This window comes from Brevundimonas lenta (genome assembly GCF_014196335.1).
Taxonomy (GTDB): Bacteria; Pseudomonadota; Alphaproteobacteria; order Caulobacterales; family Caulobacteraceae; genus Brevundimonas; species Brevundimonas lenta.
The window spans coordinates 501,913-525,168 of record NZ_JACIDM010000003.1 but is presented as its reverse complement, the minus strand read 5'-3'; the positions used below and the strand labels follow the sequence as shown (position 1 = coordinate 525,168).

At 68.9% G+C, this 23,256-nt stretch carries 17 protein-coding genes, 1 tRNA gene and 1 riboswitch; of the genes, 11 read left to right on the top strand and 7 right to left on the bottom strand.

What is annotated here, in order from left to right; genetic code table 11:
• The first annotated feature begins 21 nt into the window (after positions 1 to 21).
• The 5 genes from GGR12_RS15690 to GGR12_RS15670 all read left to right on the top strand — a co-directional run bounded on the left by GGR12_RS15690 (position 22) and on the right by GGR12_RS15670 (position 5,138).
• Entirely contained in the window at positions 22 to 549 is a 528-nt protein-coding gene (locus tag GGR12_RS15690; protein ID WP_183205592.1) for a DUF4402 domain-containing protein, read from the top strand.
• An 86-nt stretch (positions 550 to 635) separates the two neighbouring features.
• On the top strand, positions 636 to 1,460 hold the full coding sequence (locus GGR12_RS15685) for a fimbrial biogenesis chaperone (RefSeq protein ID WP_183205590.1): 825 nt from the start codon (positions 636 to 638) through the stop codon (positions 1,458 to 1,460).
• A gap of 23 nt (positions 1,461 to 1,483) precedes the next feature.
• On the top strand, positions 1,484 to 4,174 hold the full coding sequence (locus GGR12_RS15680) for a hypothetical protein (RefSeq protein WP_183205589.1): 2,691 nt from the start codon (positions 1,484 to 1,486) through the stop codon (positions 4,172 to 4,174).
• A complete protein-coding gene (locus GGR12_RS15675) occupies positions 4,174 to 4,707 on the top strand; it encodes a hypothetical protein (protein WP_183205586.1) in 534 nt (177 codons plus the stop codon). The genes GGR12_RS15680 and GGR12_RS15675 overlap by 1 nt, the downstream gene beginning before the upstream one ends.
• Complete coding sequence (locus tag GGR12_RS15670; protein WP_183205585.1) at positions 4,707 to 5,138, top strand: hypothetical protein; 432 nt, start codon at positions 4,707 to 4,709, stop codon at positions 5,136 to 5,138. Before GGR12_RS15675 ends, GGR12_RS15670 begins: the two co-directional genes overlap by 1 nt.
• On the opposite strand, the gene GGR12_RS15665 is transcribed toward GGR12_RS15670, so the two are convergent.
• Positions 5,129 to 5,431, bottom strand: coding sequence for an Hpt domain-containing protein (locus GGR12_RS15665; protein WP_183205583.1), 303 nt, complete (start codon positions 5,429 to 5,431; stop codon positions 5,129 to 5,131). The genes GGR12_RS15670 and GGR12_RS15665 overlap by 10 nt on opposite strands.
• A gap of 146 nt (positions 5,432 to 5,577) precedes the next feature.
• Here GGR12_RS15665 and GGR12_RS15660 point away from each other — a divergent pair, with 146 nt between their 5' ends.
• The gene (locus GGR12_RS15660) at positions 5,578 to 11,355 is read left to right on the top strand and encodes a M10 family metallopeptidase C-terminal domain-containing protein (protein ID WP_183205581.1); all 5,778 of its coding nucleotides are present in this window, start codon (positions 5,578 to 5,580) and stop codon (positions 11,353 to 11,355) included.
• Between the two features lie 138 nt (positions 11,356 to 11,493).
• Here the strand turns inward: GGR12_RS15660 and GGR12_RS15655 are convergent.
• Positions 11,494 to 11,570: transfer RNA gene (locus GGR12_RS15655), tRNA-Arg, on the bottom strand.
• 186 nt (positions 11,571 to 11,756) lie between these two features.
• Between GGR12_RS15655 and GGR12_RS15650 the strand changes: the two genes are divergently transcribed.
• On the top strand, positions 11,757 to 13,517 hold the full coding sequence (locus tag GGR12_RS15650) for a gamma-glutamyltransferase family protein (protein ID WP_183205579.1): 1,761 nt from the start codon (positions 11,757 to 11,759) through the stop codon (positions 13,515 to 13,517).
• 99 nt (positions 13,518 to 13,616) lie between these two features.
• Here GGR12_RS15650 and GGR12_RS15645 read toward each other — a convergent pair whose 3' ends face one another.
• Positions 13,617 to 14,420, bottom strand: coding sequence for a lipid A-modifier LpxR family protein (locus tag GGR12_RS15645; protein WP_183205577.1), 804 nt, complete (start codon positions 14,418 to 14,420; stop codon positions 13,617 to 13,619).
• Positions 14,421 to 14,663: 243 nt separating this feature from the next.
• Positions 14,664 to 16,547 carry a ribonucleoside-diphosphate reductase subunit alpha gene (locus GGR12_RS15640; protein ID WP_183205575.1) on the bottom strand — a complete coding sequence of 628 codons (1,884 nt, stop codon included), beginning with the start codon at positions 16,545 to 16,547 and terminating at the stop codon, positions 14,664 to 14,666.
• A 269-nt stretch (positions 16,548 to 16,816) separates the two neighbouring features.
• Between GGR12_RS15640 and GGR12_RS15635 the strand changes: the two genes are divergently transcribed.
• The 3 genes from GGR12_RS15635 (at position 16,817) to GGR12_RS15625 (ending at position 18,721) form a co-directional block, all read left to right on the top strand.
• Positions 16,817 to 17,581, top strand: coding sequence for a phosphatase PAP2 family protein (locus GGR12_RS15635; RefSeq protein WP_183205574.1), 765 nt, complete (start codon positions 16,817 to 16,819; stop codon positions 17,579 to 17,581).
• Positions 17,561 to 17,703, top strand: a riboswitch (yybP-ykoY riboswitch). (Overlaps the previous gene by 21 nt.)
• Positions 17,704 to 17,776: 73 nt before the next feature.
• On the top strand, positions 17,777 to 18,340 hold the full coding sequence (locus GGR12_RS15630) for a TMEM165/GDT1 family protein (RefSeq protein ID WP_183205572.1): 564 nt from the start codon (positions 17,777 to 17,779) through the stop codon (positions 18,338 to 18,340).
• Positions 18,341 to 18,361: 21 nt separating this feature from the next.
• Entirely contained in the window at positions 18,362 to 18,721 is a 360-nt protein-coding gene (locus GGR12_RS15625; protein ID WP_183205570.1) for a TonB family protein, read from the top strand.
• Positions 18,722 to 18,727: 6 nt separating this feature from the next.
• Here GGR12_RS15625 and GGR12_RS15620 read toward each other — a convergent pair whose 3' ends face one another.
• Together GGR12_RS15620 and GGR12_RS15615 are read right to left on the bottom strand one after the other, a co-directional pair.
• Positions 18,728 to 19,531 carry a metallophosphoesterase family protein gene (locus GGR12_RS15620; RefSeq protein ID WP_183205568.1) on the bottom strand — a complete coding sequence of 268 codons (804 nt, stop codon included), beginning with the start codon at positions 19,529 to 19,531 and terminating at the stop codon, positions 18,728 to 18,730.
• Entirely contained in the window at positions 19,515 to 20,294 is a 780-nt protein-coding gene (locus tag GGR12_RS15615) for a nucleotidyltransferase family protein (protein WP_183205566.1), read from the bottom strand. Before GGR12_RS15615 ends, GGR12_RS15620 begins: the two co-directional genes overlap by 17 nt.
• Positions 20,295 to 20,501: 207 nt before the next feature.
• Between GGR12_RS15615 and GGR12_RS15610 the strand changes: the two genes are divergently transcribed.
• A complete protein-coding gene (locus GGR12_RS15610; RefSeq protein WP_221212415.1) occupies positions 20,502 to 22,616 on the top strand; it encodes a response regulator in 2,115 nt (704 codons plus the stop codon).
• Here the strand turns inward: GGR12_RS15610 and GGR12_RS15605 are convergent, their stop codons facing one another.
• A complete protein-coding gene (locus GGR12_RS15605; protein WP_183205562.1) occupies positions 22,617 to 23,255 on the bottom strand; it encodes a glutathione S-transferase family protein in 639 nt (212 codons plus the stop codon).
• Position 23,256: the final 1 nt, after the last annotated feature.

Below are 23,256 nucleotides of genomic sequence, written 5' to 3'. Positions count from 1 at the left end.
ACCCTTCAAGTGAGAACTCGAATGAACATCCGGATCGCCGCCGCTACCGCCGCCCTCGCCGCCGTCGCCTTCGCCGCCCCGGCCATGGCCCAATCCGCCTCGACCACCGGTCAGGGCTCGATCACCATCATCCGTCCGCTGACGGTCACCAAGAACGCAGACCTGAAGCTGGGCACCGTGGTTCGCCCGTCGACGGGCGCGGGCACTGTCGTCGTGACCGCCGCCGGCGTCCGCAACGTCACCGGTGGCGTCGTCGGCCTGAGCACGGGCGACACCCCGCAAGCCGCGCAGTTCACCGTCGACGGTGAAGGCGGCCAGGCCGTTTCGGTCACCATTCCGGCCACCTTCTCGATGGCCAGCGGCACCGACACCCTGACGGTCACCACCTCGAACAACCTGTCGGGCGCCGCCTCCGCCCAGACCCTGAGCAACGCCATCGGTTCGGCCGGCTCGCTCAGCTTCCGCGTCGGCGGCAGCGTCCCGGTCGCCTCGACGACCCCGACCGGCGTCTACTCGGGAACCTTCACGGTCTCGGCGGCCTACAACTAGGTCCAACTGCGACGCCGCCCCTTCCGATCGCCGCCTGGCGACGGAGGGGGCGGCTTTGCGCTGTCCAGTTCCGGGTGAGGATCGCCATGTTCAAACGTTTCGCACTTCTGGTCCTGGCGCTCTCGACGATGGCCGGCGCGGCCCACGCGCAGGTCGGCGCCGACCTGAACATCTCGCCCAAACGGGTCGTGTTCGGCCCGGGTGAACGCAGCGCCACCGTCTACATCTTCAATCAGGGCGATCAGCCGGCGACCTATACGGTCGAGCTCGTCGATCGGGTCATGCTTCCCGACGGTCAGATCCTGCCGGCGACGGACCGCCCGGATGTCGCGGTCAGCTCGGCCCTGGAATTGGTCCAGTACACCCCCCGCCGCATCACCCTGCAGCCCCGCGAAAGCCAGGCGATCCGCGTGCGCGCCCGCCCGGGCGCCGACGCCGCCGGCGAGTACCGCAGCCACCTGACCGTCACCGCCCTGCCGCCAGAAACCACCGGCTTCACGGCCGAACAGGCCGCTTCCGCGGGCACGGACGAACTGGCCCTGCAGGTCGTGGCCCTGTTCAGTGTCAGCATTCCCGTCATCGTCCGCGACGCCGCTCCTGACGCCCGCGCCGCGCTTTCGGCCCTGTCGGTCGAGCGTGTCGAAGGCGTCGACCTCATCGGCCTCGACATCGAACGCCTCGGCCCCAGCTCCGTCTACGGCGACATCGAGGTGCGGGTCGGCGAAGACCCCTCCGCGCCGCTGCTGACCGCCGTCCGCGGCGTGGCCGTCTATCCCGAGGTCGACCGCCGCCGCGTCCTCGCGGCCCTGCCGGCGCCGCTGCAGCCGGGGACCGTGCTGAACATCACCTATCGCGATGATGACGCCCGCCCCGGCGAGGTTCTTGCGACGGCGCGACTCGTCGTCCCGTGAAACCCGGGGTCGTCGCCGGAGCTGTGGCGGCGCTTTGCCTCGCCTTCGGCGTCGCCCCTGCGACCGCCCAGGATCGGGTCGTCGACAATCTGGTGATCGCCGCCAATCCGGGGCCCTTTACCGCTGACGACCTGCTGTGGATGGAAGTCCGCTCCGGCGAGTTCCAGTTGGCCGAGTCGATGAACGTCTATGCGTCCCGCGCCGGCGTCTTCGTGCCGATGGGCGAGTTCTCGCGCATTCTCGATCTGGCGATCGGCGTCTTTCCGGCCGAGCGTCGCGCCGAAGGCTGGGTCATCTCTCCCGACCGTGAAGTGTCGATCGATCTGGCCGCCGGCCAGGCGACCATCAGTGGACGGACGATCCAATTCAGCGCCGAACAGGCGGTCATCTACGGCGACGATCTCTACCTGCGTACGGACCTGGTGGAGCAACTGCTGCCGGTGCGTCTGGTCCCTGACACCAGCGCGCAAATCCTGACCCTGACAGCCACCGAGCCGCTGCCGTTCCAGCAGCGCCTTGAGCGCGAGCAGCGACGCACCGGACTGGGCGTCGCGCCAATCGAGGAAGAGGTCATCCGTCTCGAGACGCCCTACGAGCTGTTCACGCCCCCCGCTTTCGACGTCAACATCGGCGGTCTGTTGACCCGCGACGGCGTCGATCAGGCGGGCCGGTACGACGTGCGTGCCGCGGGCGACCTGCTCTACGCCGGTTTCGAAGGCTTCGTCGGTTCGGACGACGATGGCGAGATCAGCGACGTCCGCGTGCTGCTGTCGCGCAAGGATCCGGACGGCCATAGCCTCGGGCCGCTGGGCGGCACCCGCGCCGCCCTCGGCGACGTCTTCACCCCGGCCCTGCCGATCGGCGCCGCCAGCTTCGACGGTCGTGGTGTCTTCTACAGTTCCGCGCCGCTCGAAAACCTCGATATCGGCACGCCCCTGGATCTGCGCGGCGAACTGGCCATCGGCGAGGAGGTCGAGCTCTACGTCAACGAGGTGCTCCAGGGTTCCGCCGTCACTCCGGTGCAGGGCCGGTTCGAATTCCTCGACGTACCGCTTGCCTACGGCCTGAACACCATCCGCCTCGTCTTCTACGGCTCGCACGGCCAGACCCGCGAAGTCGTTCGCCGCATCAATTTCGGCAGCGGCCAGGTCGAGGCCGGTCGTCTCGTCTTCCGCTTCGGCGCCGTCGAGCAGGGGCGCAATGTTTTCGAGGTCGGCGACGACGATCCGACGATCTTCGAGGTCGAGGCGCCGAGGCTTGTCGCCGCCCTGGATTACGGCCTGTCGCCCGGCCTGACCGTCAGCGCCGGTCTGGCCCACTACACGCCTGGTAACGAGGACGCCCGCTCCATGGCGACCCTCGGCCTGCGCGGTTCGCTGTTCGCATCCGCGCTCCAGGGCGACGTCGCCTTCGACGATCAGGGCGGGCAGGGTCTCAGTCTCGGGATTGCGACACGCCCCTTTGGTGTCTCTTTGGTGGGACGTCACTCCGAATACCGTGGTGGGTTCATAGATGAGACACGGCAGGCCGGTGTCACAGACCTGTCCCCCTTGCGCCGCGCCAGCGATTTCCGGGCTGACGGCCAGTTCGAGGGGCCGTGGAAGGTCATCGTGCCTGTCTCGTTCAATGTCCGCCGGGTGGAGCGCGAGGACGGCGGTACGCTGGTCGACGGCGAACTTCGGGCCTCGGCGCCCGTGGGTCGGTTCTACGCCTCCAGCAGCATCATCTATGAGGACGAGAAGCGCGCCGACGGCAGCGGCCTGAAGCGCTGGGCCGGCGCCACGGACGTGGCGACCCTGGTGTTCTCCAAACTCCAGCTGCGCGGCGGCGTCGCCTACGACATCTCGCCGGACCCGCGGATAGAGAGCGCCTACGCCACCGCGGACTGGCAGATTTCTGACAGCCAGGCCCTGCGCCTCGGCGTCGTCCGCACGCTCGGGCCGGAGAAACAGACCAGCCTGCAGGCGTCCCACCTGTGGCGCGCCCGCGCCTTCGACCTGGCGCTCAACGCCAGCTTCGAGGCCGAGACCGGCGACTGGCGCGCCGGCATGCAGCTGAGCTTCGGCTTCGGATACGACCCGGGCGCCCGGCGCTACCGAATGGTCCGGCCGGGCGTCGCCTCGGGCGGCTCGGTGCAGGTCAACGCCTGGGTCGATGAGAACGCCGACGGCCTGCGCCAGACGGACGAGCCGGGCGTGGCCAATGTCGTGGTCGACGCCCCGGCCGCCGCCGCGCCGACCGACGAAAACGGTCGGGTCTTCATCTCGGGCCTGGGCGACCCGCCCACGGCGCGCGTCCGGCTGAACGCGGAAGGCGTCGATGATCCCTTCCTCGCCGGCGGCGCCGCGGTCTTCGAGATCGAGCCTCGCCCGGGGCGCACGGCCGTCATCAACTATCCCATGCAGCGCACGGCCGAGGTCGAACTGCGCGTGCAACTGCAGGGCGCCGATGGAGCCACCCGGCCGCTGGCCGCCGTGAACGTCGAACTGGTCCCCGAGAACAGCGGCGAGGTCCTGCAGGCGCGGAGCGATCACGCCGGCGTCGTGTTCATCGAGTCGGCCCGGCCCGGGACCTATGCCGTCCGGCTGCAGCCCGACCAGGCCCGGGCCCTGGGGATGTCGCTGGTCGAGCCGGTGACGGTGATCGTTCCGCCCGCTGGCGGGTTTGTCAGGGGCGGCGCCGTCCTGGTTCGTATCGAGAAAGAAGCCCGATGATGAGAGCGTGGATACCCACCCTGTTCGCCCTCGTGCTGGCGACGCTCGCGCCCGCCGTCGCCCATGCCCAGATCGCCGTCAGCCGGACGGCGGGCCTTGCGCCCGTCCTGGGCGTGACCATCCGCGGCGCCTCGGCTACGACCTTCAGCGTCTCGACCTCAGGCGCCGTCACCCGCACCTCGGGCGACGCGATCCGGCTGACCACCGGCTCTGTCCGGGCCCCGACCATCAGCGTCAGCTGCGGCGCCAAGCCGAACACCGACGACTGCCGCAACAGCCACATCCGGATCTACATCGTCGCGACGTCCAACTCCGGTCCGGCCTCGATCACCCGTTTCCGGGTCAGTTCGATCACCAACGGCAGCTTCGACACGGGCTCGCCCCCGGCTGAAGGCAGCATCCTGGCGTTCGACATCAATCCGCTCGGCACGAAGACCGCGACCTTCAACCTCGGCATGGACGTGCGCATCGTCGCAGGCGCGACGCCTGGTCCGGACACATTCGACTACTATGTCGTGGCGCAGGTCCTCTGATGCGTATCCCCCTCCTCATCGTCGCAGCACTTCTGCTGCCTACCGCCGCCGCCGCCCAGTCGGCGCGCTCGACCTCGAGCCTGACGATCGAGAACTCGCTGCAGGTCGCGACCACCGCTCCCGTGCGGCTGAAGGTCAGCTCCGAGCCGGGATTCGAGGCCGTGGTCTCCGTGCAGGCGGACGCGCCCGCGATCATCATGGTCGGCGGCGATCCGAACCGCGTCTACCGCGTCCGGATCCCTAACGGCGGCGCCGTCGGTCAGGCCCACGCCTTCCGCATCGTCAGCGACAACGGCGGAGACATCTCGACCTCGGGCGTGTCGCGTCTCGACAGCGAGGGTCGGGACCGTCTTGAGATCACCGGCCTCGACGGCCTCTTGTCCGTCACGGACGAAGCCGCCAGCTTCCCGCTCAGCATCGTTTACGAGTGAGGCGCCTCGACCGTACGGTCGATGATCCCGATCAGCGCCTGCACCGCATCCCCTGACGGCCGGCCTCCGCGGGCGAAGACGCCGTCGATGGCGGCGGACGCCTCGGCCAATTCCGCATGCCCGAACATGCCGGCCATCCCCGCCAGCCCATGGGCGATGCTCTCGATCGCGGCGTAGTCCTGCCCCTCAAGCGCGGCCTTCAGCGCCCGGGCGTCGTTACGCGACCGCTCCCGGAACCGCGCCCGAAGCGGGGCGAGAGGATCTGCGGTCCCGGTCTGATCGCTTCTGGTCACCCAGGCGTAACGCGCCAGGGCGCGGTCCGTCGCGGGAGATTACGCCTTCCGTTTGCGCTCCGCTGCGCAATCGTCGATTGTGACGCAACCGGCGGATCGGGCGCCGGGGGAGGCGCGGCCGCCGGGCCGTTCGAGGGAAAATCCAGATGTCAGTTGGCGTGCTCAACCACCGGAGCTTCGGCTCGGCTATCACCGTCCCTGGGCTGTCCGACGCCGCAGGCGAAACGGGAGGTTCCGAAGGCGCGTTCGGATCCATAGCCGCCTATCCGGTGTGTGGTTGCTGCGCGCGCTTCCACGGGGCGACCTCGACCGGCGATCCGGCTGCTGTCGGCCCCACGCTGAACGCCGACGATCGTGGGTTCGGGGACTTCAGCGGCAAGCCTTCGCTGACGACCGGAGACGCTGCGGGACGGATCACACGCACCGATCTCAGCTGGGCCGCAGGACTCGGCCAGGCTGCGAACGTAACCTACGCCTTCCGGACTTCGGCTCCCGGCACGATGCCGGAAGACACGGCCGGATTCTCCCGCTTCAACGCCGAGCAGATCATCGCCGCGGAAATGTCGATGGCCGCCTGGTCCGATGTCTCGGGGATCACCTTCACGCGCATAAGCGACGTGGGCAGCCAGTATTCCAACAGCGCCACCATCCTGTTCGGCAACTATGCGACGGGCGAGAGCGGAGCCGCCGCTTTCGCCTACTTGCCGTCCCGACAGCCCGGATCGACGGGTGACGGCGCAGTCGCCGGGGACGTCTGGGTCAACCGCTCGCTCGAGTACAACAACTTCCCGACCCTGCTCGGTTACGGCCATCAGACGCTCCTGCACGAGATCGGCCACGCCATCGGTCTCAGTCACCCGGCGGCGTACAACGCCGGCGCGACCGGCAACGTCGAATACGAAACCCACGCGACCTATTTCGAGGATTCCCGCCAGTACACGGTGATGAGCTACTTCACCGAGCGCTCCACGGGCGGCGACTTCCGGGGCGTCGGCGGGACGAACCAGTATGCGTCGGCGCCTCTGATGGACGATATCGCAGCCGCGCAACGTCTGTACGGGGCCAATATGGCGACCCGGACCGGCGACACGGTCTATGGCTTCAATTCCAATGCCGGCCAGCCGTGGTTCACCGCCACGGGCGCTTCCAGCTCGGTGATCTTCTGCGTCTGGGACGCCGGCGGCACGGATACCCTCGACTTCTCCGGCTACAGCGCCGCAGCCCGGATCGACCTGCGCCAGGGCGCCTTCTCGAACGTCGGCGGGCTGCTGGGCAACGTCTCGATCGCGATCGGCGCGGTCGTCGAGAACGCCATCGGCGGGACGGGCGCTGACTGGCTGCTGGGCAACTCGGGCGACAACCGCCTCACCGGCGGCGGTGGGGCGGACCTGATCGACGGCGGTCTGGGCGTGGACACGGCCGTCTTCAGCGGCGCCCTCTCGAACTACACCATCGTGTGGAACGGCGCGGAGGGCGTGGTCACCGGCATGGGCTCCGCCGTCCGGGTGCGTAACGTCGAGTTCCTTCAGTTTGCGGATCAGTTGGTCGCCGCGGCGCCGACCGGGGGCATCGAGGTCGCCGGCGATCTCACCAACGAAACGATCGCCGGCACGACCTTCGCCGACACCGTCATGGGGCTGGCCGGCAATGACATCCTCAACGGGCTGGCGGGCGACGACCGGCTCGACGGCGGTGCGGGGACGGACACCCTGTCAGGAGGCGACGGCGACGACTCGCTGATCGGCGGCTCCGGTGATGACGCGCTTGTCGGCGGCGCCGGCTTGGATACGGCCGACTACACCGGCGCGTCCGCCGGCGTGTCGGTCAGCCTGGCTGCCGGACTGGCCACAGGCGGAGCCGGTTCCGACACCTTGACGGGCGTCGAGAATATTTCCGGCTCGCAGTACGTCGACACCCTGACGGGTGACGCCGGCGACAACGTCATTCGCGGCGGTGGCGGCGTCGATCTCATCGACGGCGGGGCCGGAGACGATCTGCTGATCGGCGGGGCTCCCGGAAAGGCGGGCGGCGGTCCGGATGTCGTCAAGGCGCGCGCGACCGCCAACGCCACCATCGCGACGGCCGTTTCGCTGACAGGCGCCTTCGACCTCGACTCGCGCACCGGCGTGACCGACAGCACCAGCATTCCGCACGCCACCGTCGTGGCCACGAGCCATGGCGGGGTCGAGTATTACGCGGTCACCTTCGCGGCGGGCGAGACGATCTCGTTCGACATCGACGACGCCGGTTTCGACAGCACCCTGAGGCTGTTCTCTGCCAGCGGCGTGGAGCTAGCCTCCAACGACGACAATGCATCCGACGGCGGCCCATCGACCGACTCGGCGCTCTGGTACACCTCCCAGACAGGCGGCACCTTCTACATCCAGGTCGCCTCGTGGACGGCGAACACCGGCTCCGGATTCACATCGGGTCCGATCACCGCCGGACTGAACTACACCCTGCACGTCTCGTCGCCGTCGGCCCCGGCCGTGCCCACCTACATCGCGGGCGCGACCATGAACGGCGGCGATGGCCGGGACTGGCTGACCGGGGGGCTCGGAGCCGACACCCTGTCTGGCGGCGACGGCGACGACCGCATCCTGGGCGACCAGGGCGACGACGTCATCGACGGCGGCGCCGGCTACGACACCGCCGTCTATTACGGCGAACGCTCGCACTACACCTTCTCCACCGTGGGTGGGATCACGCACATCAGCGGCATGGGCGGGTCGGACACGCTGGTCGGCATCGAGCGCATCCAGTTCTCGGACGGCCTGTTCGATCTGACCGGTGCGGCGCTCGCCGGTCCCAACGTCTTCGATGGAACCTCCCGTGCGGACAGCCTGACGGGCACCTCCGCGCGAGACATCATCACCGGCGGAGCCGGCGACGATCAGATCGATGGCGGCGACGGGGTCGATACGGCGGTCTTCGGCCAGGCGCGCGCCAACTATCAGATCAGCCAGGTCAGCGGCGTCTGGACAGTCCAGGGGCCGGACGGCGTCGACCGGTTGACGTCTGTCGAACGCCTGCAGTTTGCGGATGTCACGGTTCTCGCGGGCTTCCGCACCGGCCACTACGTCGAAGGCGGCGCGCTCGCGGATGTCCTCGTCGGGACGAACGAGGGCGATGAAATCGTCGGCGGCGCCGGCGCAGACACCCTGTCCGGCCTGGCGGGCAGCGACCTGCTCTATGGCGGCGACGGTGACGACGTGATGACCGGCGGCGCCGGCGAGGACAATCTCGACGGCGGCGCAGGACTGGACACGGCGGTCTTCGCCGGTCCCCGATCCGCCTACACCATCACGCAGGGACCCGGCTGGGTAACGATCCAGGGGGCGGACGGTCCCGACTACCTCGTGGGTGTCGAGCAACTCCGATTCTCGGACGGCCTGTACGACATCACCGGCGCCCTGATCGACTCGACCATTCGCGGGACCGCCGACGGCGACACCCTGGTCGGCACGGCCGCAGCGGACGTCTTCGAGGGTGCGGCGGGCGACGACGTCATCGCCGGCGGCGCCGGCGACGACAGCATCGACGGCGGCGACGGAACCGACACGGCGGTCTTCTCGTCGGGCGCCGCATCCGTCGCCGTCAACGGCGGCGTGATCACCGTCACCGGCGTCGATGGCGTCGACACGCTTGCAGGCGTCGAACGCCTGCGCTTCGGCGACGTCGACCTGGATGTCGCCACCATGCTCGCCACGAACAGCATCGGTTCCGCTGCGGGCGACAGCCTCAATGGAACGGCGGCGGGTGAAGGCCTGTTCGGTCTCGGCGGCGACGACACCCTGACCGGCGCGGGCGGGGACGACGTGATCGACGGCGGCGCCGGGACGGACGTCGCGGTCTTCTCCGGACCCCGGGCGGCCTACGTCATCTCCACCACGGGCGCGACGACCAGTGTCACGGGGCCGGATGGCGTCGATCTCCTGACCAATGTCGAACGGCTTCTGTTCAGCGACGGCCCCTACAGCCTCGCCGGCCTGCCCCTGCCGACCACCATCAACGGAACGGCCGCCAACGACACGATCGTCGGCACCCCGGGCGCCAATGCCATCTCGGCGGGCGGCGGCGACGACGTCATCGACGGCCGGCTCGGCGACGACGTCATCGACGGCGGGGCAGGGCGGGACACGGCGGTCTTCGCCGGCGCCCTGTCGGCCTACGTCGTCTCGACGGTGAACGGCGTCACGACCGTGACCGGGCCCGACGGCGTCGACGCCCTGACCAACGTCGAGCGGCTGCGTTTCGACGACGCCACCCTGATCGTCGGCGGCGGGCAGTATTTCGCCGGCACGGCGAGCGGCGAGAGCCTCACCGGCACGAGCCTCGGCGACGAGATCGAAGGCCTGGGCGGCGCCGACACCCTCAACGGCGCGGACGGCGACGACCTGCTGTCCGGCGGCGCAGGCGTCGATGTGCTCAACGGTGGGAACGGCTTCGACACGGCGGACTACACCTCGGCCGCGGCCGGGGTCACCGCCCGTCTCGACACCATGCGCTCGACCAATGACGGTGACGGCGGCACGGACACCTTCACCTCCATTGAGGCCATCACCGGCTCCGCCTTCAACGACCTGCTCGTCGGCGGAGCGCTCGGCGACACGCTGAAGGGCGGCCTCGGCGCCGACACCCTGCTCGGCCAGGGCGGCAACGACGTCCTGTGGGGCGGCGCGGGCGCCGGCAACACCCTGCAGGGCGGCCTCGGCGACGACCGCTATGTGCTGGAGGCGCTGGACTCGGTCGTCGAGGTCGACGGCCAGGGCACGGATACGGTCGAGGCAAGGATCAACGCCTACAACCTCGCCAACAACGTCGAGAACCTGATCTACACCGGCGCCGGAAACTTCTCCGGCACCGGCAACGCGCTGAACAACGTCATGACCGGCGGGGCGGGCGATGACCTGCTTCGCGGTCGCGGCGGCGTCGACACCCTCGTCGGCGGCGGCGGCATCGACACGGCGGACTATTCGCAGGCCGCGGCGGGCGTGCACGCCCGTCTCGACAACATGCGGGCGGTCAACGACGGGGACGGAAGCACCGACACCTTCACCTCGATCGAGGCCATCCTCGGCTCCGCCTTCAACGACACCCTCGTCGGCGGCGCCCTCGGCGACCGGCTGTCGGGCGGTCTCGGCTCCGACACCCTGCTGGGCTTCGCCGGCAACGACATTCTCGCCGGCGGTCAGGGTCTGGCCAACCAGCTGCAGGGCGGGCTCGGCGACGATCTGTATGTGCTCGACGCCTACGACACGATCGTCGAGATCGCCGGTCAGGGCCATGACACCATCGAGGCCCACGTCGGGGCCCACGTCATGGCCGCCAACGTCGAGGACATGTTCTACGTCGGCTTCAACAAATTCTACGGCACCGGCAACGCCGGGAACAACACCATCACCAGCGGTATCGGCGACGACATCCTCAAGGGAATGGGCGGCTCCGACCGGCTGTTCGGCGGCGCCGGCTACGACGAGGTCCACGTCCGCGGGACCCAGGCCCAGTACACGGTCACCACCGAAGGCTCGGGCTGGCGCATCGTCGACACCGTCGCCGGCCGCGACGGCACGATCTACGTCGAGAGCATCGAGGCGGTGCGGTTCCTGAGCGGCAACACCAAGACCGTGCTGACCTACACCCACGCCGCCGCGCCGGAGCTGTCGGCCAAGGACGTCGGCCCGCTGGTCTCGCCGATGCTGGCCGACGACGCCTTCGTGCTACCGGCGCTGGACGACAAGGCGGGGCCGCAGGTGCTGCCCGTTCAGGACGAGCTGGCCTTCGAGGGCGCGGGCTCCGGCGGCGCGAGCGGCATGGAGACCGGCTTCCACGGCTTCCACGGCTTCGGCGACGCACCCCTGTTCATCGGCGGCGTTTTCGGAACGCACATGGACGGCCACGCCCACGACGGCTGGATCGTCTGACCGCTGGAGCGGCGCTCCGAATGAACGAAAGGCCCCGGCGATCCGCCGGGGCCTTTTCGTCTGGCGAAGATTTTGTTCGAACCGGGCGCAACTCAAGCCCGGCGAGGCCGCCCTGCTTGCGTCTCAACTGAAAGAAAGTGGCGCACCCGAAGAGATTCGAACTCCTGACCCCCAGATTCGTAGTCTGGTGCTCTATCCAGCTGAGCTACGGGTGCGCACGGCCGCTAACGGCGAGGGCGGGTATCTAGCGGAGAGGGGAGCGGGGGGCAAGAGCCGTTCGGACTGTTTTCCGTGTTGATTTCGCGGCAGGCCGCCGGCTTCGGTCCGGCGGGGGTTTCGCTTTGCCGGATGACACGCCAGGGTGCCCGCTCTCTCCCCGATCCGCCGCCGTCGAGTCCAACATGATCCATCTTCCTGGCCGCCCCCTCCGCGCGCTGACGGCCATGGCTGTCGCAGCCGGGGTGGCGTTGGCCGGATGCGCGAGCGGACCGGTCGTTACGACGCCTGTCGCGTCGGCGGCTCCGGTCGCGCCGGCCATGCCCCAGGCGCGCGGGCCGTTCGTCGCGGCGGCCAATCCCTATGCGGTCGAGGCCGGCATGCGGGTGCTGCTCGAGGGTGGGTCGGCGGTCGACGCCGCCGTCGCCGTGCAGGCGGTGCTGGGTCTGGTCGAGCCGCAATCCTCGGGCCTGGGCGGCGGCGCCTTCATGATGCTGTACGACGCCTCGACCGGCGACGTGACCAGCTTCGACGGCCGAGAGACGGCCCCGGCGGCGGCCACGCCCGAACTCTTCTATGAGAACGGCCAGCCCCTTCCGGTCGGCGACGCCATCCTCAGCGGCCGGTCCACCGGCGCCCCGGGCGCGGTGGCCATGTTGGCCATGGTCCAGGCCCGTTACGGCAAGCTGCCGTGGAACGCCCTGTTCTCCGACGCCGAACGGCTGGCGCGCGACGGCTTCGTCGTCAGCCCTCGCCTCGCCGGCTTCATCGCCGCCACCCGCGGACAGGCGCGCACCCGCTGGGCCGACGCCTATTTCACCAAGGCGGACGGGACCCGCTATGTCGCCGGCGACACCCTGCGCAACCCGGCCTACGCCGACACCGTCGCGGAACTCGCCGCCGGAGGCGCGGACGCCTTCTACAAGGGGCGCATCGCCCGCGAGATCGCCGCCGTCGTCGCCGAAGGCCCGCGCCCGGGTCTGCTGACGGTCGAGGACATCGCCGCCTATGAGGCGCGCGAGCGCGGCGCCCTGTGCCGTCCGTACCGGGTCTACATCATCTGTGTGCCCCCGCCGCCGTCCAGCGGCGTGGCGGTCCTCCAGCTGCTGGCTATGGCCGAACTGACCCCCGCCATCAATGAAGGGCCTGACAGCGCCGACGCCTGGGCCGCCTTCGGCCAGCTGCAGCGGCTGATGTATGCCGACCGCGATCGGTTCGTCGGCGATCCGGCCTTCGCTCGGGTGCCGGTCCAGGGTCTGCTGGACGACGACTATGTCGCCGCCCGCGCGGCCCTGGCGCCCGGCCTGACCGGCGCGGCCGAGGCCGGCACGCCGCCCGGCGGCATGTTCACAGCGCGAGACGCCACCACCGAACCGGCCGGCACTTCCCATTTCGTCATCGTCGACGCCGCAGGCGACGCCGTCAGCATGACCACCACGGTCGAGAGCGTGTTCGGCTCGGGCCGGATGGCGGCGGGTTTCTTCCTCAACAACCAGCTCACCGATTTTTCGTTCTCGCCGACGCGCGAGGACGGGGCTCCCGCCGCCAACGCCGTCGCTGCGGGCAAGCGCCCCCGCTCGTCGATGTCGCCGGTCATCATCCTCGATCGCGACGGCCATCTGCTGGGCGCCGTCGGGTCGCCGGGCGGCCCCGCCATCCTGGCCTACAACACCCGCGCCCTGATCGCCGTGCTGGACTGGGGCCTGCCCGTGCAGGAGGCCTTCGCCCTGCCCAATCTCGTGGCCAAGGGCGACGGCTTCGGGGCGGACACCGAACGCTTCCCGCCGGAGATGCGCGAAGCCCTGGCGGCGCGCGGCATCCTGCTGCGCCCCAACTCGAGCGAGATTTCCGGCCTGCACGGCGGTGTCTGGCGTCAGGGGCCGAATGGCTGGGGTTGGGACGGGGGCGCCGATGACCGCCGCGAGGGCGTGGTCCGGACGCAGTAGGCAGGGTCGAGGGGCGAGGGCAAAGGGTCGAATTCGAGAGCCCGAAACTGCCGCCGCTGAGTGATCGGATATCCCGACTTGGACCCTCGGGTCTCGACCCTATTCCGGCTTGATGCTCAACTGGAAGGCGATCAGGCCTTCGGAGACGTCGGTGTCGACGCCATGGCCCGCGTGCACGCCTTCGGCCTCGATCTCGCGATAGACGAGGCCGAACGAGCCCTGGATCGCGCCTCTCCGCATGGCCACGCCGATCGAGGCGTCACCCATGAAGTTGCCGGAGTCGTGGCTGACGCCGGACCGCGCGTAGTCGCCGTCCCGCGTCCGGGCGAAATTGTAGCCGACCGCGCGGCCTGATCCCGCCGCGTACAGGTACCAGCGAGGGCGTTCGCCGAACGCCTCGGAGCCTTCGGGCACGAGATTATCCAGATCGGGCCCGATGCGCAGAGTGGCGCCAGCCTCGGTGGTGCCGCCGCGGCTGCCCACACCCACGCCGATGTGGGGCGTCAGGGTGACGTCGAGGCCCGAACCGGTGCGGCCCAGGCTTTCGGTCCAGCCGCGCGTATAGGTCAGGTCGTAATGTTCGGCCTCGTAATAGGCCGGATCCAGCGGTCCGGGAGGCAGGGGCGCGCCGTCGGCGCGGCGGATGCTGCCTTCGGTGCGCAGCCTGACCCGATCGCTGTATTCGCCGCCCTCGAACCAGACGTCCCGGCTGGAGGCGGCCCACGGTGACGAGGCGCTGCGCGAGGGCGCATACCCGGTCCAGCCCTGGCGGGGGCTGTAGTCGCGCGCATCGGCGTCCACGACGGCGGATTCGCTGTTCAGGCGGGTGCTGACGTCAGAGGCGTTGGCTGGGCGCTCGCGGGTCACCGTCCAGGGATCGGTGATGGCGACCTGTCTGGGCATAGCTTCGCTGGCGCCCGCAATCGACGCAGCGGCGACGCTAAAAATGCCGGCAGTAATCGCCGTAAAACGCATCAACGGTCCCCTCAGTCCGCCAATGGAACCGACCCTGCATGATTAGGGCCGTCCCGCCAACAGACATTTTAACGCCACAGTACTGACGACCGAACGTCAGCCATCTGGCCAGGTTCCGCCATCGGGCGAACCCCGGAGAAGGGGTGGGGAGACCCCTTCGGATCTAAAGCGCTACTGGCAGGCCAGGCACTCGTCGTAATCGGTGCGTGCGACCGAGAAGAGGTCGGGCTGGTTCGGATCGACCTCGGCCTCTGCCTTGTCCTCGGCGCCGGCGAACGCGGCGCGCTGAACCGACTTGGAACGCAGGTAATACAGCGACTTAACGCCGGTCTCCCATGCGCGCCAGTGCAGCATGTGCAGGTCCCATTTGTCGACGTCGCCCGGGATGAACAGGTTGATCGACTGCGCCTGGCAGATTTCGGCGGCGCGATCGGCGCCCAGTTCGACGACCCAGCGCTGGTCCAGTTCGAAGGCGGTCTTGAAGATCGCCTTTTCGTCGTCGCTCAGCTGATCGAGGTGCTGGACCGAACCTTCGTGCTCGAGGATCGAGGACCAGACCTCGCTCGTGTCGATGCCCTTCTCGCCCAGCAGGCGTTCCAGATAGGGATTCTTGACCGCGAACGAGCCCGACAGGGTCTTGTGCGTATAGATGTTGGCCGGGATCGGCTCGATGCCGGCCGAGGTGCCGCCGCAGATGATCGAGATCGAGGCGGTCGGGGCGATGGCCAGCTTGTGCGAGAAGCGCTCCATCACGCCACGCTCGGCGGCGTCCTCACAGGCGCCCTTCTCTTCGGCCAGCAGGCGGCTGGCCTTGTCGGCCTCGCGGCGCAGGTGCTTGAACAGGCGCATGTTCCACGACTTGGCCATGGCGCTTTCGAAGGCCACGCCCTGCGCCTGCAGGAACGAGTGGAAACCCATCAGGCCCAGGCCCACCGAACGCTCACGCTTGGCCGAATAGACGGCGGCGGCCATGGCCGGCGGGGCGCGGCGGATGAAGTCTTCCAGCACGTTGTCGAGGAAGCGCATCACGTCCTCGATGAATTTCGGCTCCTCGCGCCACTCCAGGAAGGTCTCCGCGTTGACCGACGACAGGCAGCAGACCGCGGTGCGGTCGACGCCCAGGTGGTCGCGGCCGGTGTGCAGGGTGATTTCCGAGCACAGGTTGGACTGCTTGACCGACAGGCCCAGGTCCTTCTGGTGCTGCGGCATCTGCCGGTTCACCGTGTCGGAGAAGATCAGATAGGGCTCTCCGGTCTGCAGGCGGATCTCGAGGATCTTCTGCCACAGGGCGCGCGCATCCACGGTCTTCATGACCGCGTTGTCCTTCGGGGACAGCAGGTCGAAGGTCTTGCCGTCGCGGACCGCCTCCATGAAGGCGTCCGAGATGTTGATGCCGTGGTGCAGGTTCAGGGACTTGCGGTTGAAGTCGCCCGACGGCTTCCGGATTTCGAGGAACTCCTCGATCTCGGGGTGGTGGACGTCCAGGTACACCGCGGCCGAACCCCGGCGCAGCGAGCCCTGCGAAATCGCCAGGGTCAGCGAGTCCATCACGCGGATGAAGGGGATGATGCCCGAGGTCTGGCCCGCGCCCTTCACCTTCTCGCCGATCGAGCGGACGCCGCCCCAGTAGGTGCCGATGCCGCCGCCGTTCGAGGCCAGGGCGACGTTCTCGTTCCAGACCGACTGGATGCCGTCCAGCGAGTCGCCGACCGAGTTCAGGAAGCAGCTGATCGGCAGGCCGCGATCGGCGCCGCCGTTCGAAAGCACCGGCGTCGCCGGCATGAACCACAGCTTCGACATGTAGTCGTAGACGCGCTGGGCGTGGTCGGCGTCGTCCGAATAGGCTGTGGCGACCCGGGCGAACATGTCCTGGTAGCTCTCGCCCGCCAGCAGGTAGCGGTCTTCCAGCGTCTTCTTGCCGAAGTCGGTCAGCAGGGCGTCGCGCGAGCGGTCGATATGGATCGAGGGCACGACCGACAGATGGGGCCGGGCCGCCGTTTCGGCATCGGCAACCGACTGGAATTCCACCGTCTTCAATGCTTCGCCGCCAGCCATATTGTCGCCGCCCTGAACTAAAATCGAAACCTGATCCCCGCGCCTCAAACCACAAGACCTAGTGGCGGAAGCGCTCCCCAAGCCCACATATGGGGCGCAGATGGCTAACCAACCGTCAACGGGCTTGACGATCACTTTCTGGGCGAATCGGCGTCATGGCGGGGGATGAGCCTGTGGACAGGCCGCGACGCGGGCGTGACACAGACCGCCGATCTTTGATCACGAACGCGTGAGGGGAACGTCCCATAAGCGGGACCGTTAGCGAACGGATGACCGGGGAACAGACCATAACTTTTCTTCGCCGTGCGCTGCGGATCGCACGCACCGAAATCGCTGCGCTCAGCGCGTTGCTGATCATCGCCCTCGGCGTCATGACCTTCGTCGAGGTCGCCGACGACATGACCGAGGCCGACGGGCAGGCCTTCGACCAGATGGTGCTGCACTGGCTCCAGCCGGTTCCCGGCCAGCCGCGCGGCCCCTGGTGGCTTCAGGAAGCGGCGGCCGACCTGACCTCGCTGGGCGGCATATCGGTGCTGACCCTGTTCGCCCTGATCGCCGTCGCCTTCCTGTTGATCCAGCGCAAGCAGTTGTCCGCCCTCCTGCTGGTGGTCGGCCTGGCCGGCGGGGTGGCGTTGAGCGAGGGGCTGAAGGCGTTCTTCGAGCGGGAACGCCCTCCCGCCGCCTATCAGGCCGTCGAGACGCTGAACGCCAGCTTCCCCTCCGGCCACACCCTGCTGTCGACGGTCTTCTATCTGACGCTCGGCGTCATGCTGACGCGCGCCTTCCCGAAGCGGCGGCTCAAGGCTTTCGTGCTGGGCTGCGCCATGCTCATCGCCCTGCTGATCGGTCTGACGCGCGTTTACCTCGGCGCGCACTGGGCGTCGGACGTCATCGCCGGCTGGTGCGCCGGCGCGGCCTGGGCCATGGCCCTGTGGCTGGTCGCCTACGCCGTCCAGCGGCGGCAGGCCGTTCACACCGGTGGCTTGCACGATGCGGCGTCGCCCGATACAGACCCGGCCGTCATCGGGGAGTAGCCGCCCGCGCGTCTCAGCGGGGTTCGCGTCAACATACTTTCCCTCGCCCGGAGGGAATGGCGCGATCGGACCCGACCCTTGAGGGGTCGACGTCCTGGCAAGACCGCTGGCTTCGCAGGGTTGCTTCCACGCGGGGGCCCGGCTGCGAATGCCAATGGTCTGTCCGCCGAGGCTCCCGCGCATATGTGACCGGCTTTGGAAGCCTTTCTGATTTCCATCGGCCTCGTCTCCATCGCGGAGATCGGGGACAAGACCATGCTGCTGGCCATCGTCCTGGCCGCCGCCTGGCGCCGACCCCTGCCGATCATCCTCGGCATCCTCGCAGCGACCCTCGCCAATCACGCCTTCGCCGCCGGGGCCGGAGCCGTGCTCGGTCATTTCATGCATGGCCCGTGGGTGCGCTGGGTCGTCGGCGTCGCCTTCCTCGGCTTCGCCGTCTGGGCCCTGATCCCCGATCGCTTCGACGAGAAGCCCGACATCACCGTGAAGACCTTCAAGGGAATCTTCTGGACCACCACCGCCGCCTTCTTCGTCATCGAGATGGGTGACAAGACCCAGGTCGCGACCGCCATGCTGGCGGCCCAGTTCCAGAACCTGTTCCTCGTCGTCGCCGGCTCGACCCTCGGCATGATGCTGGTCAACATCCCCGCCGTCCTGCTGGGCGAGGCTGCGGCGAAGCGCCTCCCGCTCAACTGGATCCGCATGGCGGCCGCGGCCGGCTTCGCAGCGACCGGGCTGTGGGTGCTGCTGGCGGGGTGAGGGCGTGGTAGAAGTCGTTCGATGCTGGCCCTCATCCTTTCGATCTTCACGCTGCAGACGGCCGTGCCCGGTTCGCCCATGCCACCCGTCCGCGAGTGGGCCGCAGCCGATGTCGTCCTCACGCGACGCCCGGTGCCGGAGTTTCCGGCGCGGGCGATATCCAGTGGAGTACGGGAAGGCGTAGTCACGCTGGATTGCGAGGCCGCGCGCAACGGCGGATTCGCGAACTGCCGGGTCGTCTCCGAGACCCCGTCCGTCGCCGGCTTCGGAAACAGCGCGGTGTCGGCTATGCGCCGGGCCCGTTTCGCCCCCGGGCCAGATGCGCCGGCGCCGGGCGACGTCGTGCGCGGCATCGTTATCCGCTTCTGGCGACCCGCTTAGGACGGCCTAGACCTCGAACACCCGGTACGGCGTGTCCCCCAGCGTCCGCAGCACCGGCAGCGCGACATTGTAGACCGGCACCCCCTTGTGGGTCCGGCCCTCCGGCGCGCCGCGGTGGGCGTGGCCGTGCACCACCAGGCTGACGTTGTCGTAGCGGTCGATGGTCTCGCCCAGCCGCGACGAGCCGAGGAAGGCGTGAATCTCCGGCGGCTCGCCCATCACCGTGTCGACCACCGGGGAATAGTGCAGCACCACCACGCTGCGCTCGGTGCGCAGGGTGCGGATCGAGTTCTCGATGGCGTTGGCGTCCTCGACCGCCTCCTGCACGAAGGCCTTGATCGAGGCCTCGCCGAACGGGCTCAGCATGTAGCGGCCGAAGCCGCCGACGAAGCCCTTGCCGCCGGCGAAGCCGACGCCGTCGATCTCATACGCCTCGCCGCCCAGCATCCTGACGCCGGCGTCGCACAGGGACTGCGTCACCTCGTCGGGGCGCCCGCACTCGTGCTCGTGGTTGCCCAGCACGGCGACGATCGGAATGCGGCAGTCGTTGATGTCCTCCAGCAGGATCTCGACCTCGCGGCGCGTGCCGTGGTTGGTCAGGTCGCCGCACAGGCACAGCACGTCTGCGTCCTCATGCACCCGCTGGAAAAGGTCCCGGTGCGGCCGGACGTGGGCTTCGGCGACATGCAGGTCGCCCACCGCCGCTACGCGCAGTTTCTTCTTCGGCCCGGGCTCCAGGCCCGGCTGGGGCGTCTGGGGATCGGCGTGATCGCCGCCGTGGGTGGGCGGGGCCTCAGTTGATGGGCTCATGTCGTTCCTCCAGACCCTTGCCCACGATGTCGCCGAAGCCCCACTCTGTGATGTCGGCGATATAGTCGCGCGGACTGAACAGACGGCCGCGGCACACCTTCACCCGCGGCGCCGGCAGATTGACCTGCGCCTCCAGCCGGCCGGTCAGCTCGGTCATCAGCCAGACCGGCACCTTGTCGCGCTCGGTCGGATAGGCGAATCGGTAGTTCAACAGATGCGACAGCAGCACCTCCCAGTACAGGTCCATCTGGTCGAGCAGGAATTTCCAGTCGATGGCCTCGGCCTGCTTCAGGATCACGTGGTTCACGTCCGCGCCGTCGAACCGGTAGCGGTCCTGGATAAAGACCTTCGACAGGATCAGGGCCGTCGGCGGCGTGATCGACACCTTGTGTCCGTAGACCTCGATCGTGTCCTTGCCGAACCAGCTGTCGTTCACGGCGATGGTGCCGTTCGACATGGCGAAGATCACGTCGAAGAAATGCTTCTCATCCTTCCAGACCTTGGCGATCCAGCGCTCGTCCTCGACGTCGGTGCGGTAGCCGCGCGCCTGGAAGAAGGCGAGGATGCGGGGGTAGTCCCCCGGCTTGCAGAAGACGTCCAGGTCCTTCGTCGGCCGCCGGATGCCGGTGTAGGCGGTGACCGCATAGGTGCCCGACAGCAGGAACGGAATCCCGCTCTCCTTCAGCAGGCGGAGCGATTCCTCATAGAACTCGACCGCCTCGGGGGGCGGATGGAAACTGGGGTCGGCGACGGTGTCTGACATGTACTGCGGGCTCCGCGACGCGGCAGGAGCGGCGCGGGCGGAAAAACGGCTCCGGTAGAGCAGGGTTCCGTCGAATAGGGGAATGTCCTGATCCGGGATGACGCCGATTTGTTTACGGATTCCCCTTACCGGTCATAGGGTCGTGGTGACCGGGAGGATCTCCGGTTGAGGGGTCGTTGGCGTCTGTTCAGGCATGAAGCGGGTCGCGTGGCCGGTCCGCCCGCATGGGCCTATGTTCTGCTCTTCGCAGTGTCCCAGCTGACGGGTCACTGGAGTGTGGCGACCTACGGCGCGGTCACCGTCTGGCTATCCAACGGCATCATGGCGGCGGCGCTCCTGCAGCTGCATCGCCGCCCCGCGGTGATGGTCCTCACCGCCTGCTTCACCATCAATCTTTTCAGCAATCTGCTGCGCGGCGATCCCGGCATTCTGCTCTGGCTCAACGCCCTGATGAATATCGGCCAGGCGACCATCGCCGCCGTGCTGGCGCGACGCATCTGTGGCGCCGCGCTGGACATGCGTCGCCCGCGCCGGCTGTTCAACTTCGCCGTCTTCGCCGCCGCGCCGGCCGTGGCCATCATCGCCGCGCTGGGCTTCGCCGTGCTGGTCTCGCTCCGTCAGCCGCCGCTGACGGTCTGGCTGTTCAATCTGCAGTCCTTCGTCATCGTCGAACTGGTCGGCCTGTTGCTGGTCACCCCCGTCCTGCTGCTGCTGGCCCGTCGCCACCGCTTCCAGGGCATGGCGCGCGCCAGCCGTCCGGAGGCCATCGGTCTGATGGCCATGATGGTCGTCGTCACCGCCACAGTGTTCTGGCAGTCGGACTCGCCGATCCTGTTCTTGACCTTCCTGCCGATGCTGCTGATCGGCCTGCGCCTGTCGCCGACCCTGGCGTCCCTTGCGCTGATCCTGCTGGCCGGCATCAGCGGCGTCCTCACCCTGACGGGCCACGGGCCGGTTCAGTTGGCCCGTCTGCTCGACCTGCCGGGTCTGGAAGCCGTCCCGCCGATGCTGCGCCGTTTGGGCGTCTATAATCTCTACATGCTGGCGATGGTCGCGACCGTTCTGCCGCTCAGCACGGTCATGAGCGAGCGCCGCGCCCTTGAGGCCCGTCTGCGCAGCCGTACCGAAGCCGCCCACGAGGCCCGCCGCCGGGCCGAGGACGCCGCCGCCGCCCGCTCGCGCTTCCTCGCCATGATGAGCCATGAGATGCGCACGCCGCTGAACGGCGTCGCGGGGTTCGCCGACCTTCTGGCCGGCCGCCCCGGCCTCGACGCCGAGGCCGTCCGTCAGGCCCGTCAGATCCGCGAATCCAGCGACGGTCTGCTGATGCTGGTCGAGGACATCCTCGATTTCGCCCGCGGCGCCGACACCGTCTCGCTGGAACCGCTCGACCTCGCCGCCGTGGCGCGCGAGGCCGCCATCGCCAGCCGCGCCGCCGCCGACGCCCGAGGCCTGGCCCTGACCATCGACGATCGTCTGCCGCCGCGCGCCCGCTTCGCCGCCGACCGCCGCGCCCTGCGTCAGGCCCTGCACCCGCTGATCGCCAACGCCGTGAAGTTCACCGAGAAGGGCCAGATCTCCGTGCGCCTGGATCGCGCCGCCGACGGCGTGGCCATCCGCGTCACCGACACCGGCTGCGGCATCCTTCCCGAAGTCCTGCCCGACCTGTTCGAGGCCTTCGCCCAGGGCGACGCCTCCATCCGCCGCAGCCATTCCGGCGCCGGCCTCGGCCTGGCCCTGGCCTCTCGTCACGTCCGCCGCCTCGGTGGCCGTATCGAGGTCGACAGCGTCCCGGGCGAGGGCTCGACCTTCACCCTGCACCTGCCCCTGCGCCGCGTCGGCGATGCGCCGGTCGAACAGCACCAACCGGTCGAACCGGCCGCGCTTGAGGCGTCCACGGCCGAGCCCGAAGCCGAGCGCGCGCCCCGCGTCCTCGTCGTCGACGACCATCCGGTGAACCGCGAGGTCGCCCGCATCATGCTGCAGGCCTTCGGCTGCGAGGTGGTCGAGGCCTGCGACGGTTGCGAGGCCCTTGAGGCGGTCCAGGCCCACCCCTTCGACGTCGTCCTCATGGACGTACGCATGCCCCGCATGGACGGCCTGGAAGCTACCCGCCGCATTCGCGAGCTGCCGGGCGCTGTCGGCCGCATCGCCGTCGTCGCCATGACCGCCGACGCCATGCCCGAGGATGTGGTCCGCTGTCTCGGCGCCGGCATGAACGCCCACCTCGCCAAGCCCGTGAACCAGGCCGGCCTGTTCGACGCCGTCTCCCGCGCCCTCTCCGGCGCCCTGCCTGTCGGCCGGGTCTTCGAGGCGGCGTAGCTACTCGCTGGACGGAAACCGCTCCGCCCAGAACGCCTGCAGTTCCGGCAGATCATCCACCCGCTTCACCACCTTGTTCATCCGTGGCGCGACCTCGGCGAACCTCTCGCGCCGGGGCGTCCAGCGGCTCGCCGTCGCGACATACAGGTCCAGCACGGTCAGCTCGTCGCCCAGCAACCAGCGCCCCGGTTCGATCTGGCTGTCCATCTTCGCCCAGCAGTCGGCGATGCGTTCGGCGGTGCGGACCCTGATCGTCTCCTGCGCCGCCGGATCGTCCCCGCCCAGCCGCGACGGCACGTCCCGCACCCAGAACATCGAATAGATCGACGCCGGCACGAAGGTCATCCAGCGCAGGAACTGCCCCCGCCGCGGATCGCACGCCTCGGGCGCCAGGGCCGCCTCGGGATGCTGCTCGGCCAGCCAGATCAGGATCGCCGCGCTCTCCGTGATGGTCTCGCCGTCGGGGGTGATCAGCGCCGGAATCTGCCGCATCGGATTGACCGTCGCGACCTTGTCCCGCTCGTGGTCTCCCTCCCAGGTCACAGCCTCGGTCACCTCGAACGGCGCACCGATCAGGGTCAGCGCCGCCTCGACCGGAACCGAGCCCGAACCCGCCGCGCCATAGACGGTGTAGGTCATG

Coding starts and splice junctions, on each gene's coding strand:
- GGR12_RS15675 (WP_183205586.1), top strand. CDS start 4,174: ATGAGAGCGTGGATACCCACCCTGTTCGCCCTCGTGCTGGCGACGCTC.
- GGR12_RS15685 (WP_183205590.1), top strand. CDS start 636: ATGTTCAAACGTTTCGCACTTCTGGTCCTGGCGCTCTCGACGATGGCC.
- GGR12_RS15615 (WP_183205566.1), bottom strand. CDS start 20,294: ATGTCAGACACCGTCGCCGACCCCAGTTTCCATCCGCCCCCCGAGGCG.
- GGR12_RS15635 (WP_183205574.1), top strand. CDS start 16,817: ATGACCGGGGAACAGACCATAACTTTTCTTCGCCGTGCGCTGCGGATC.
- GGR12_RS15650 (WP_183205579.1), top strand. CDS start 11,757: ATGATCCATCTTCCTGGCCGCCCCCTCCGCGCGCTGACGGCCATGGCT.
- GGR12_RS15645 (WP_183205577.1), bottom strand. CDS start 14,420: ATGCCCAGACAGGTCGCCATCACCGATCCCTGGACGGTGACCCGCGAG.
- GGR12_RS15620 (WP_183205568.1), bottom strand. CDS start 19,531: ATGAGCCCATCAACTGAGGCCCCGCCCACCCACGGCGGCGATCACGCC.
- GGR12_RS15690 (WP_183205592.1), top strand. CDS start 22: ATGAACATCCGGATCGCCGCCGCTACCGCCGCCCTCGCCGCCGTCGCC.
- GGR12_RS15605 (WP_183205562.1), bottom strand. CDS start 23,255: ATGACCTACACCGTCTATGGCGCGGCGGGTTCGGGCTCGGTTCCGGTC.
- GGR12_RS15625 (WP_183205570.1), top strand. CDS start 18,362: ATGCTGGCCCTCATCCTTTCGATCTTCACGCTGCAGACGGCCGTGCCC.
- GGR12_RS15640 (WP_183205575.1), bottom strand. CDS start 16,547: ATGGCTGGCGGCGAAGCATTGAAGACGGTGGAATTCCAGTCGGTTGCC.
- GGR12_RS15660 (WP_183205581.1), top strand. CDS start 5,578: ATGTCAGTTGGCGTGCTCAACCACCGGAGCTTCGGCTCGGCTATCACC.
- GGR12_RS15670 (WP_183205585.1), top strand. CDS start 4,707: ATGCGTATCCCCCTCCTCATCGTCGCAGCACTTCTGCTGCCTACCGCC.